At 71.1% G+C, this 12,415-nt stretch carries 9 protein-coding genes; 5 read left to right on the top strand and 4 right to left on the bottom strand.

All coding sequences use genetic code 11. The features are described from left to right. Nucleotides 1-167: 167 nt before the first annotated feature. The 3 genes from WMF44_RS33940 to WMF44_RS33930 all read left to right on the top strand — a co-directional run bounded on the left by WMF44_RS33940 (nucleotide 168) and on the right by WMF44_RS33930 (nucleotide 6,276). Nucleotides 168-5,195: an AAA family ATPase gene (locus WMF44_RS33940; RefSeq protein ID WP_437294194.1), complete on the top strand. Its 5,028-nt coding sequence runs from the start codon at nucleotides 168-170 to the stop codon at nucleotides 5,193-5,195. Nucleotides 5,196-5,329: 134 nt separating this feature from the next. Then, on the top strand, nucleotides 5,330-5,599 hold the full coding sequence (locus WMF44_RS33935) for a hypothetical protein (protein ID WP_437294193.1): 270 nt from the start codon (nucleotides 5,330-5,332) through the stop codon (nucleotides 5,597-5,599). Nucleotides 5,600-5,676: 77 nt separating this feature from the next. Next, nucleotides 5,677-6,276, top strand: a complete 600-nt coding sequence (locus tag WMF44_RS33930) for a hypothetical protein (RefSeq protein ID WP_437294192.1) — start codon at nucleotides 5,677-5,679, stop codon at nucleotides 6,274-6,276. Nucleotides 6,277-6,561: 285 nt separating this feature from the next. Here the strand turns inward: WMF44_RS33930 and WMF44_RS33925 are convergent, their stop codons facing one another. The 3 genes from WMF44_RS33925 to WMF44_RS33915 form a co-directional block, all read right to left on the bottom strand. Then, the gene (locus tag WMF44_RS33925; RefSeq protein ID WP_437294191.1) at nucleotides 6,562-8,037 is read right to left on the bottom strand and encodes a hypothetical protein; all 1,476 of its coding nucleotides are present in this window, start codon (nucleotides 8,035-8,037) and stop codon (nucleotides 6,562-6,564) included. Then, a complete protein-coding gene (locus WMF44_RS33920) occupies nucleotides 8,037-9,269 on the bottom strand; it encodes a KGGVGR-motif variant AAA ATPase (RefSeq protein ID WP_437294190.1) in 1,233 nt (410 codons plus the stop codon). Before WMF44_RS33920 ends, WMF44_RS33925 begins: the two co-directional genes overlap by 1 nt. Nucleotides 9,270-9,361: 92 nt before the next feature. Further along, a complete protein-coding gene (locus tag WMF44_RS33915) occupies nucleotides 9,362-9,808 on the bottom strand; it encodes a hypothetical protein (RefSeq protein ID WP_437294189.1) in 447 nt (148 codons plus the stop codon). A 567-nt stretch (nucleotides 9,809-10,375) separates the two neighbouring features. Between WMF44_RS33915 and WMF44_RS33910 the strand changes: the two genes are divergently transcribed. After that, nucleotides 10,376-10,723, top strand: coding sequence for a transcriptional regulator (locus WMF44_RS33910; protein ID WP_437294188.1), 348 nt, complete (start codon nucleotides 10,376-10,378; stop codon nucleotides 10,721-10,723). Beyond that, complete coding sequence (locus WMF44_RS33905) at nucleotides 10,720-11,268, top strand: RNA polymerase sigma factor (protein WP_437294187.1); 549 nt, start codon at nucleotides 10,720-10,722, stop codon at nucleotides 11,266-11,268. The genes WMF44_RS33910 and WMF44_RS33905 overlap by 4 nt, the downstream gene beginning before the upstream one ends. A gap of 465 nt (nucleotides 11,269-11,733) precedes the next feature. Here the strand turns inward: WMF44_RS33905 and WMF44_RS33900 are convergent, their stop codons facing one another. Then, the gene (locus WMF44_RS33900; protein WP_437294186.1) at nucleotides 11,734-12,366 is read right to left on the bottom strand and encodes a hypothetical protein; all 633 of its coding nucleotides are present in this window, start codon (nucleotides 12,364-12,366) and stop codon (nucleotides 11,734-11,736) included. Nucleotides 12,367-12,415 lie beyond the last annotated feature (49 nt).

Below are 12,415 nucleotides of genomic sequence, written 5' to 3'. Positions count from 1 at the left end.
CTCGGGTCGGCGAGACAGCCGGCGGGGTGGCGCGATGCGCTGAGGTGGATGCTTTACCCGGTCGCGCCATGTCACGTACGTTCAGGACGTACGCTCGAAAGCGGTGGCGCGATCGATGACTCGCGCGGCGGCCGGGCGCGACGCTCGACGGGTCACGAGGCACAGTCATGGCAGAACAGGGCGCGTACACGTTCACCGCGAAGCTGCATGAGGGCGCGGGCGTGGTGATCCATCGGGCCGTCCGCGCCCGCGACGGCGCCCGCGTGGTCGTCAAGATCGGCAAGGGCGGGCCGCTCGCGCCGGCGATCCACGGCGCGCTTCGGCGGGAGTTCGCGGTGCTGCGATCGCTCGACCTGCCGGGCGTGATCAAGGCGCACGCGCTCGAGACGATCGGCGACGAGCTCGCGCTGGTGCTCGAGGACTGCGGCGGTCGCTCGCTCGACGTGCTGTTCCACGCCGGCGCCCTCGACCTCGCGGCGGTGCTGGCGATCGGCGTCGAGGTGGCGGGCACGCTCGACCTGCTGCACCGCTATCCGCTGCTGCACCGCGACATCAAGCCGCACAACATCGTCCACGACCCGGCGACCGGGCAGGTGAAGCTGATCGACTTCAGCCTGGCGATCGCCGGCGGCGAGGACGAGGCGTCGCGCGTCGATGCGGGCGCGGGGATGGCGGGCACCCTGGCGTACATGTCGCCCGAGCAGACCGGGCGGATGAACCGGCCGGTCGACGCGCGCTCGGACCTGTACTCGCTCGGCGTGACGCTCTACGAGCTCGTGACCGGGGTGCTGCCGTTCGAGGCCGGCGACGCGATGGCGCTGGTCCACAGCCAGCTCGCGCGCGTGCCGGTCGCCCCGGCGGTGCTGATGCCGAAGGTGCCGGCGGTGCTGTCGGACATCCTCATGAAGCTGCTCGCCAAGGCGGCCGAGGATCGCTACCAGAGCGCGGCCGGGTTGCGGGCCGACCTGCAGCGCTGCGCGGCCGCGTGGGAGGCGACGGGGACGATCGAGCCGTTCGCGCTCGGCAGCGCCGACCGGCCGTCGACCCCGCGGATCCCGCCGCGCCTGTACGGACGGCAGCAGGAGGTCGACGTCCTGCGCGCGACCTTCGCCGGCGTCGCCGCCGGCGCGCGCACGCTGCTGCTCGTGCGCGGGCCCGGCGGCGCCGGCAAGTCGGCGCTGGTCCAGACGCTGGCGGCGCCGGTCGCCCGCGGCGGCGGGTTCTTCGTCGCCGCCAAGTGCGATCAATACGACCGCGGCGCGCCGTACGCCCCGATCGCCACGGCGCTGCGCGAGCTGTGCCGCACCCTGCTGACGGCCGCGCCCGAGGCCCTCGATGCGTGGCGGCGCGCCCTCGCGTCCGCCCTTGGCAGCAGCGGCAAGCTCCTCACCGATCTGATCCCCGAGCTCGAGCTCATCGTCGGCCCGCAGCCCGAAGTCCCGCGGCTCGGCCCGGCCGAGTCGCAGAACCGCTTCAACCTGATCTTCACCGCCCTGCTGCGGGTCTTCGCCGCCGCCGACCACCCGCTCGTGCTCGTGTTCGACGATCTGCAGTGGGTCGACCCGGCGTCGCTGCGCCTCTTGCAAGAGATGCTGCTCGACGCCGAGTGCAGGCACCTGCTGGTGCTCGGCACCTGCCGCGACGACGACGTCGGCCCCGGGCACCCGCTGCCGGCCGCGCTCGCCGATCTGCGCGCGGCGGGGGTCGAGGTCGGCGACGTGCCGCTCGGTCCGCTGGCGCTCGCCGACGTCGAGGAGCTGCTGGCGGACACGCTGGTGATGGAGCGGTCGCAGGTCGCCGCGCTGGCGCGGATCGTCGGCGAGAAGACCCACTGCAACCCGTTCTTCATCGGCCAGTTCCTGCTGCTGCTCGTCGAGGACGGCCTGCTGCGCTGGGACCCCGCCGCGCGCCGGTGGGTGTGGAACGACGCGCAGGTGCAGGCGCGCGACGTCACCGACAACGTCGTCACCCTCGTCACCAGCAAGATCCGCCGCCTGACCCCCGCGGCCCAGCGGCTGCTGCAGCGGGCCGCGTGCGTCGGCTATCGCTTCTCGTGGCGCGTGCTCGCGGCCGTCGGCGGCGACGACGGCGACGACGCGACCGCGGCGCTCGGCGAGCTGGTCCGCGAGGGCCTGATCGTGCCGCTCGCCGGCGGCGAGGGCGACGATCTCCACCGCTTCCTCCACGACCGCGTGCAGCAGGCCGCCGGCTCGCTGCTGGCGAGCGAGGTGCGGGAGGAGACGCACCTGCGCGTCGGCCGGCTGCTGCGCGACGCGTACCCGGCGGGCGTGCCCGACGAGGCGCTGTTCGAGGTCGTCGGCCACCTCGACGCGGCGCTTCCGCGGATCGACGGCGACGAGCGGCTCGAGCTTTCGCGGCTCAACCTCCGCGCGGGCCGGCGGGCGCGCGCGGCGACGGCCTACCACGCGGCGCGGCAGTACTTCCAGGCCGGCTGCGAGTGCCTCGGCGCCGACCCGTGGGCGCGCTGGTTCGAGCTCGGGTTCGCGCTGCGCGTCGAGCTGGCCGAGTGCGCGTACCTGTGCGGGGCGTTCGCCGAGGCCGACGCGCTGTTCGAGGAGGCGCTCGCGCGGGCGCGCTCGCGCGAGGAGCGGGCGCAGGTCCACGACCTCCGCGTCCTCCTGCACGCGGCGATGGGCGACTTCGCGGCGGTCGTCGCGGCCGGGCGCGCGGCGCTGGCGATGTACGGCTTCGGCCTGCCCGACGAGGGCCCGGCGCTGCAGGAGGCCGTCGCGGCCGCGTTCGTGGCGGCCCACATGAACCTCGGCGAGCGGCGGATCGGCGCCCTGCTCGACGCCCCGCCCGCGCGCGACCCGGACGTCGAGGTCGTGATGCGGCTCCTCGCGTCGATGTCGGGGCCGGTGTTCGTCGGCAGGCCGGCGCTGTTCCCCCTGATCGTGCTGCACATGGTCAACCTGTCGCTGCGCCACGGCAACGTCGACGGGTCGGACTACAGCTACGCGGTGTACAGCCTCCTGCTCGCCGGCGTCACCGGCGAGCTCGGCAAGGCCTACGAGTTCGGCGAGCTCGGGGTCAAGCTCAACGAGCGCACCGGCAACCTGCGCACCCGCTGCATGGTGCACTTCTTGTTCGGCACGTCGGTCGTGTTCTATCGCCAGCCGTATTCGGCCGGCGAGGAATACCGCGATTCGGCGCGGCGCGTCGCGCTCGAGGTCGGCAACTTCGCCTACGTGTCGTTCTACTGCCTGCAATCGGCCGCGCTGGCGCTGATCGCCGACGCCGACATCCGCGGCGCCGAGGCCCGCATCGACGATGTCACGGCGCTGCTGCGGAAGACCCGCGACGTCGCGTCGACGGCGGTGGTCGAGTTCATGCGCCGCGTGGTCGTCAACTTGATGGGCGAGTCGGCGACGAGCGCCCTCGACGGTGACGGCTTCGATGAGGGCGCGTTCGTCGCCCACATGCCGTCCGGGGGGCTCGTGCCGTGGCTCTACGCGGTCAGCAAGCTGCGCCTCGCCTACCTGTACGGCGAGCACGAGCGCGGGCTCGAGCTCGCCGTCCGCGCCCGCGAGCTGCACGAGAGCGGCGCCGGGGCCGGGCACATGTACTCGCCCGAGCAGTACGCCTATTCGGGCCTGGTCGCCGCGGCCCGCTGGGACGCGGCCGGCGAGGCGGAGCGCGAGGCGCTGGCGCGACGGCTCGAGCGCGAGCGCGCGGCCCTGCGGCCGTGGTCGACGAGCAACCCGTCGCAGTTCGCGGCGCTCCAGCACCTGCTCGACGCCGAGGCGGCGCGCCTGGCCGGCCGCGACGCCTCGGCGATCGCGGGCTACGAGCAGGCGATCACCGAGGCGCAGGCGCGCGGGTTCGTGCTCCACGCGGCGCTGGCGAGCGAGTGCGCGGCGCGGCTCTACCTGCGCCGCAACCGTCGCGCGCTGGCCGGCGCCTACCTGCAGGACGCCCACGTCGGCTTCGCCCGCTGGGGTGCTGCCGCCAAGGCGAGCCAGCTGCAGCTCACCCGCGCCGACCTGCTCGCCCCGCCCGCGCCCGCGCGCGCCGGCCACAGCACGGGCCGCTCGACGACCACCACCCGCAGGCTCGGAGGCGGCTCGCTCGACCTCGAGGGCCTGATGCACGCCGCCCAGGCGGTCGCCGGCGAGCTGGTGCTCGACCGGCTGCTCGACCGCCTGATGCGGATCGTCATGCTCCGCGCCGGCGCCCAGCGCGGCTTCCTGCTCGTGCCGCAGGGCGAGGACCTGTCGATCGCCGCCGAGATGCGCACCGCGCCCGACGAGGTCCGCGTCGGCCTCGACCAGCCGATGCGCGACGACGCCACCCTGGCGACCTCGGTGGTCCGCTACGTCGCCCGCAGCCGCGAGGGCGTGCTGCTCGGCGACGCCGGCGCCGAGCCCCGCTTCGCCCGCGACCCCTACGTCGCCGGCCAGCGCCCGCGCTCGGTGCTGTGCCTGCCGCTGCTCCTCCAGGGCCGGCTGTCGGGGATCCTCTACGTCGAGAACAACGCGACCAGCGACGCCTTCGCGCCCGAGCGCGTCGAGCTGCTGCAGCTGCTGTCGGCGCAGGCGGCGGTGGCGATCGAGAACGCCCGGCTGTACGCCAGCGTGCAGCAGGCCCGCGGGCAGCTCGAGCAGCAGGTCGAGGCGCGCACACACGAGCTGCAGACCGCGCTCGCGCAGCTCCAGGCGGTCAACTCTGACCTGGTGCGCCAGGGCGAGGCGCTGCGCGAGGCCCACGCGCAGACGCGCCGCGAGATCGGCGAGCGCGAGCGGGCCGAGCGCGAGCGGTCGGCGGCGCAGGCGGAGATCTTGCGCGTCCAGGAGGAGCGCCTGGCGGACATGGCGGCGCCGCTGCTGCCGATCACGGAGAGCATCGTTGTGATGCCGCTGATCGGGGTGCTCGACGACGCCCGCGCGTCGCAGGTGCTGGCGACGGCCCTCGAGGGCTCGGTCCGCACGCGCGCGCAGGTGGTGATCCTCGACATCACCGGCGTGCGCCAGCTCGACGCCGCCCCGGCGGCGATCCTCGCCCGGGCCGCGAGCGCGCTGCGCCTGGTCGGCGCCCAGGCGATCCTCACCGGGGTGCGGCCCGCGGCGGCCCAGCTGCTCGTCCGCGACGCCGCCGGGCTCGACGGCCTGCTGACGCTCGGCACGCTGCAGAGCGGCGTGGCCTACGCGCTCGCCCATACCCGCGGCCGCGGCTGAGGCGCCGGCGCCGCGGCCGGGGCATCTTGGCCGCTCCCGCGCGCCTCGCCGGCGTGTCGGCTCCCGGCGCTCGCTTGTCAGGCGGGCAGGGGCGGACTTCGTTCGCGCGGTGATCGCCGCACCCACCGCCGACGGTGTTCCATGTCAACCAGCGCGTGAGCATGGCATTGCTAATGCAAAGTCGCGGCATCTTCTTCGCGCCGAACGCGACAGGCGCGAACCGCGCCATGGGTGAGCTCCGGGTCACGGGGAACGTGAACGGGCCCAAGGCGATTCCGGCTGATCAACGAAAAGCCATGGAGCTCCAGAATCAACAGATAGAAGAGGCAGTGACGGCGGCAGGCGTCGAGGGCATGCGACGGTTGTCCGAACGCTGGTCGATCACGCGAAGTGCGCCCCCTTGACCTGGCGTGCGCCGCCGCGTAACCATCGCCTCCGGTGGCTCCAGCGTGGAGCGTGGGTTCTCTTGGAGGAGTTGTTCATGCAGATGTATTACTTGATCCCGCTCGTGTTCATGGCGGCCGTTTTCGCGTACTCGATGTACGCCCGCAAGAAGGCGTTGGCCGATGCCGCCAACATGACCCCGGAGGAGATCGAGCAAAAATTCAGCGACTTCTACGCCCAGTATTACGAGCTCCAGCCCGGCGAGCGCGTCATCGGCAACTGGAGCGGAGTCGAGTACCAGGCGCCCGCCGGCACGGCTCGCCGCATCGCCGGCGGAGTCCTCAACGCCGCATCTGCCGCCGTGATCGGCGTCTCCACCTACGTTCCCAACGTTCACGTCGGCCTCACCAACCGCGGCCGCGTCCTCGTCTCTCGCGAGTACAGCGACTTCGGCAAACGCGGCAACTTCAAGCATCTCGCCGCCTTCGATCAGGGCACCCGCGCCTTCAACCAGGACGCGACGTATCCCGGCCAAGACATCGGCCCCCGCCCCGGCAACCCCTTCAACCCTCTCGTGAGCCTCGAGTTCATCCAGCTCCGTTCGCCGAGCGGCGACACCTACGAAGCGTGGCTGTCCCCGCAGGGCAGCCGCCACGGCCAGAACGGATTCAGCTCGATCTTGCAGTCGCTCGGTTGAGCGCGGCGAGCCGGGCGACGCTGACCAAACCACTCATCCCTGCCCGTCGCGCGTCACGTGGCGCGCGAGGCGGGGTTTGATCGCAAGGCGGTCGGCAGGTGCTGGACGCGCTGCGCGCGGCCGACCGCGCAGCGGGGGTCGAGCTCCGGGAGAGCGCGCTCGTGGAGCGGGACATGCCGCGCCGGACGAGCTCGGGCCAGCACCTCACGGTCGCGTCGGCGGACGACCGGCCGCGGGGAGCGGGCTCTCTTGAAAGGGGACCGCTCGTCCTGCGAGGCCGATGCGTCAGTCCTTCGCGACGCCCCCCCGCCGTATCAGGCCGAGCCCCTTGAGGTAAAGATCTGGCACGTCGAAGCTCGCGTCCGGGCGCTGGCGAAGCACTCCCAGGTCGACGAGGCTCTGGATCACCTCCTCTGGGTCCTGCCCCGGCGGTCGGATCTCCTGCGCTGAGGCGCCCCAGGTCCGGTCGAACTGGTGTCCGACGAGCTTCATGAGTTCTCGCCGGTTCCACGGCACTTCCCGATCTCGCTGCAGGCGCTCACCAAGGCCAGCAAGCCACGCGAATTCATGCGTCTGCGCCTGCTCGACGTACTGTTCGGACACGCGATCGAGCGCATTGCGGACCGACACGTGGTGGAGCAGGTGGCTCCCGACGGCGCGCGGCTGGGCACGCTCGATCTCCGCCGCGAACTCGATGAGCCACACGAGCGTGCGCGGCAGCGCCCGTCCGTTGCCATCGCGCAGGTGATCGAGAATCCAGGTGAACGCGAGCCCTTTCTTGTTGTTCGCACCCATGAACTCCGACACGAGACGGTTGACGAACAGCCTCGCGTCGCGAGCGTCGATCAGCGCCGGCAGATGGCCGAGCACATCGTCGTCCACCACCGGGACGACGGGCGCGAAGTGCTCGTACAGCCGCTCCTCGCCATTCCCGTCGCGCTTGTTCAGGATGTGTTTGATGAGAGCCGCGTAGAGATTCTTGTCGCTCCACTGAAGCTCGACCCGGTTCGCCGCAAGCTTCGCGACGTCCGCTCCCGCGATCTCACGGTGATGTCGATAGAAATCCGACCGGAGAAAGACCTTCGGTCGGATGCGCCGCCAGCGACGGGCATAGGCAGCCCACAGGCTCACGAGCCCGCGCACGAGGACGCCAAGGGCGTGCCAGTCGTCCAGCACGAGCGTATCGAGCTCGTCGTAGGCGACGAAGATCCAGCGGCCCTCCTTCGCGAGCCGCTCATCGAGCGCGTCCAGCGCCGCAGCGGCGGCGAGCGCGTGCGGCCGGTACGCGTCGAGACATGCCGCCGCGTCGACACCGGGGGCCATCAGGAGGTCCTGCATGGCCACGCGAGATGTATCGTCCAAGTGGTCGCTGAGCAGGCGGACGAGGTAGGCGAGCCAGACTCCGACGACATCGTCGCGTTCGCGGCCGTGTGCGCGCGCGAAGCTACGCCATGCCGGCTGAATGGGGCCGCCTCTCCCGAGCGTCTGGACGGTGCGCCACTCGACGTGCCCGACCGGGGCGCGGAGCCCTGGGATGCGCCGGACGAGCGCTGCACGGACGCTCTCGTCCTCCAGCGCGCGGACGAGCTGCGTCTTTCCCGCCCCGCGATCGCCGACGATCAGGACGACCTCGGGCTCAAGTGCCCGCGCGTGCTCGGCGATGGGCAAGATTACGCGCGGGTCGGACACCTCCGCCTGGCCGGCGTTCAGGCTCAGCGACGCAAGAAGCGCAGCACGCGAGGACTTCGTGAGGTTCGGCATCAGGCGTCTTCAGTGCGGGGGGGCGCGAGCCGGCCGTCCAGGCGCTTGCACAGCTTCTCGTAATCGGACTCCTTGGCGAGCACGTCGGCGATCTGATCGATGGTCTCGAAGAACGCCAGCTTGCCGCGGTACGAGATCGGAACAGGGACGTGCGGGGCGACGCTGCTCGCGAGGTCGTCGAGCGACCAGAGCCGGTCCTCTTCATCCGCCTGCTTCGCATAGTACTCCTCGCGGAACGTCTTCTCTACGTCCGCCGCGAAGCTCGCCTCGGCGATCGCCCCAACCTCGGCATTGTCGGGCACCATCGCCTGGACGATCACGCACTCCACTTGCGGCAGGCCGCGGCGTGCCTGCTCGAAGCCGAGGCGCCGCACGATCCGCGAGAGGCCGGCGAGGCTCTGGGCGCTCGTCGTCGCGAACAGCACGTGGAGGTGCGCGAAACCCGAGAGCAGCAGACCCGCCGCGGGCGAGAGGCCGGCGCGGCCGTCGATCAGGATCGCGGAGGGTCGCTGCTCGTCCTCTCGGATTCGCTGCAACAAACGAAAGAGCGGGTGCCGTGACAGGTCGGCCCCCGCCTCTAGATCGATGCGCGAAAGCTTCGTCAGGTAGGCGTCATCGAGCATGCCAGCCGGATAGACCTCGATCCTACCTTCGCCGGTCACGCCCTCGCGCGCGCAGACATGGCGATAGTCGCTGAGGGGGAGATCGTCTTTCGCTTCGAGGAGGAAGTCGACCACTCCCCATCGCGCAGTCGTCCCCTGGCCGTCCGCGTCGAGTAGCCGGCCGACCCCGGGCGCGTCGAGATCGAAATCGACAACGGCGACACGTTCACCCGCGCGGGCGCGCGCGATGGCGTACGCCGCGAGCGCGGTCGTCCTCCCGACGCCACCTTTGAAGGAGTGAAACACGATGACGGGAGGCCCCTCGGAGGCAGACCATATGGGCTGACTCTTCTCGATTGGCAGGAACCACGCGGTCCGGCTGCGATGCCGATCATTCAGGCGCAGCGCGTCGGACGGCACGACGGAGACGCCCTCCGCCCACGCGGTGTCATAGAGCAGCCGGTCCTCCGGCGGCGCCGACGTCCCGGCGAGCCATACGTCGCCTGTCCAGTACTGCGCGCAGGCCTGTCGGAGCCTCTCATCCACGCTGGCGCGCAGCGCGGCGTCGTCTCCGGTGACGTCCGGCCAGACGACGACGCGCACGCGACCGAACAGGTCATCAACGATCACAGCACGCTCGATGCCAAGCCCAGCAGCGTGGAGGTCCCGCATGACCTCCACCGCGGACGATCGTGCTTCGTCGAGATGGATTCGCCGCATCGTCAGATGACTCCATCCGCGCGCATCGCGAGGACTGAGCAGGTGTAGGCCACGCCGGCCCACTCGTGATACGAGCGTCCTCGTTCCGGCGTCACGGTGCCGGACGGCGCGTACCGCAAGACCTCGCTCCACCCGAAGACCGCCGCCGTCGGGGGGAGATCCGGCAGGTATCGAGCCCCCTCCGGCCCTACGAGGGTTGTCGCGAGCTTCCGCAGGTCGTGTCCACCATGTTGCTTCGTGCTTAGCATCTTGTGCCAGCTTGCCAGCTTCGTGGCGTCGTGGCTGCCGGTCGCTGGATCGAAGCTCCTGTCGTGGAGAATGACCGACTTTAGGGCACACTCGACGACGTAACCGCTCAGGTAGCCGGTGCCGTCATGGCGGCCCGCGTCGAGAAGCGCCGTGGCGTCAGCGAGGTGCTTCCCCGCGGCATCCGGGTGATCATCGTTCATCACGCGCAGCTTCGACATGAGCTCCCTGACTCGATTCCGCTCCCATCGGAGGCCAACTGGGGACCGCTGTCAACCCCAGGGCCCCTGGGCCGCGCTCGTGCGAGCTCCGCGGGACCATGCTGGAGCGGGCCGCTCCGCTGGATTTGCCCGTGCTGTCCCCCTATCTTTCCGTTCCGGTGGTCACACGCGCCCGCTTCGCGCCGGGTAGAGCTGTAAGAACCTGTCGCTCGGCGGATCGGTCGAGTCTGGAGGAGGCCAGCCGGCAGCCCCTGCGGGCAACGGGAACGGTCTGGGGGGAGGCAGCCGGCAGCCCTGCGGGCAACGGAAACGGTCTGGGGGAGGCAGCCGGCAGCCCTGCGGGCAACGGAAACGGTCTGGGGGAGGCAGCCGGCAGCCCTGCGGGCAACGGAAACGGGTAGTGGCTAAGGTTGGGTGATTCTGGCCAAGTTTGGCCAGATGCACGGACGTCGTCGCTAAGCTTCGGCCCCGAAGTAGGTGCGGCCCGCGGGTGTTCCAGCACCCCGGGCCGCGTGGCCGACACCTCACACGTAGCGCGAGGTCCCGACGATGCTGACCGTAGTCCGTTCGCCTTCGGGCGAGCAAGAAGGCGAAGGTGCGCCCGCGCGCCGCCGCTGCAACTTCGTCACCCGTTCCCTGACCGACACCGAGCGGATGCGGCTGCGCGCCGCGCTCCGCAACCTCCGGGCCTTGTACGGCTCGTGGTCCTGCTTGGCCGAAGTGGCGGGCATGAAGGTCCGCACGCTCCGCGCCATCGCCACGGGCGAGAGCGCCGGCTCGCACGGCAGCGCCATGCGCGCCGCGCGTGCTGCCGGCCTCACCATCGAGCGCCTGCTCGGCCGCCCCGTCGCAGCCGACAAGTGCGAGCACTGCGGCGCGCGCCGGGGTGCCCCATGAGCGCATGGGGCCCGCATGCTGGCCCCGCTCGCGTCCTGACCATCGTCGAGATCGCCGCGCAGGAACCGCTGATCCGCAGCGCCCTGCGTGGTCTCGGCGTGCGCGCCGTCGACCTCGACGACGTGGTTCAGGACGTGGTGCTCGGGGCGTGGATGAGCTCGCAGGCCGGGCGCTACCGACCCGACCGCACGCGCGAGCCTCTCGACGCGCTCAAGCGCTGGCTGTTCGGCGTGTGCCGCTTCCACTGCACGCATTACCACGAGCGCGCCTTCCGACGCCGCGAGGTGCCCGTCTTCGACCCCTGGGCAGCCACGGGCGAGGAGCGCGTGGACCCCGGGCACGTCGGCGAGCGCATCGACGCCGGTACGGCGCTGATGGCGATCGCCGGGATGCCGCTCTGGGCTCGCGAGGTGCTCGTCCTCGCCGCGCTCGGCCACGGCGGCACCGAGATCGCCAGCATCCTCCGCATCCCGCTCGGCACGGCTGGCAGTCGCCTGCGGCTCGCGCGCGCTCGCCTCGCTCGCAGGCTCCGAAGGCGGCGATGAGGAGCACCGATCCACAAAACGACGAACGGCGCCGCCGGCCTGAGCCGTGGCGCCGCTGCCGCCTCCCCTGCGTGCCCCCGCTCGGTTCCTGGCGCTGAGCCGACGGCTTAGCGGAGCAGGCGCGGGGTCGGTCTCCGCCTCGGCGGCTGCCGCGGCTTCGCCGACTTGTCCGGCATGGGGCGACGCCCCTCGTGCCGAACGCGCGACTTCTTGCCGCGCTTCGGGGATTTTTTCATTGTCAAAGATCTCCAACAGCCAAAACATGCGTAGATCCCGCCAGTTCCGCGTAGGAGGACCTTGACTCGGTCGCAGGGAAGCCGTATCCCTACGCCCTGGGTCTGCTTCGAGTCGTTGGTCCGTCACTACGCGGAACAGCACGAAGAAAGCAGCATTGAAGGCTCCTCGGCTGCCACCTTGGGGCCTTCGCTCTTTCGGACGGCTTGGTCCAGCGGCGCTGTCCTGGTCCTACACGTCGTCCTCCTGGTCAGAGGGCTCGTCCGTCACCGATGGGTTCACGCCCTGAGGCGGTTCCGACCGGAGGAAGTACAGCCACATGTCCGTCTCGGGGTCCTTGCGCGCGCGACCGAAAGGACCGCCGCGCTTCGCGGACCGGCTGAGAACCTGCTGGACGTAGTCGTGCTTGATAGCCGGATAGAGCGCTTTCAGCGCGTCCAGGATTTGGTTTGCGGTCATCTGCCGCGATGAAGCGGTGCGCAGGACCTGCGTAATCCTGTTCGTGGGCCCCGCATCGATCGCCTGCGCAAGCGCAAACGCTTTCGTGAGCGCTCCGGGCCCCGGACCGCCAGGCGGAGGGCGCCCAGGTCCAGACGCGACGGGCGCCGGAGGCTGGTGCGAGGCGGCCGCGTTAAACGCCGGCGCAGCCGGCGGCATCGCGGGTGGCAGCGGCGCCTCTTCTGCGACCCGCTTCGCGGTGTCCACAACCCCGTGCGGCGTATCGGGCATCTGCTCAACCACCAGCTCTAGGCCGCCTACGATGCGTTGGCTGGTGGCCTTGTCAAAGCGGAGCAGGCACTCAGCCATCTCCCGCTCGACGCGCCGCACCTCGCGCTCGTGCTCCAGTCGCTTTCGGATGTCCATCCTGGTCCAATGATTGGCTCGATCTGTCCGTCGGCGCAAGTGCCAACTG

Origin of the sequence: Sorangium sp. So ce426 (assembly GCF_051475585.1) — a bacterium.
In the GTDB taxonomy this organism is placed as follows: Bacteria; Myxococcota_A; Polyangia; order Polyangiales; family Polyangiaceae; genus Sorangium; species Sorangium cellulosum_B.
The sequence above is the reverse complement of the archived record's forward strand: the minus strand, read 5'-3'. Positions and strand labels throughout refer to the sequence as shown.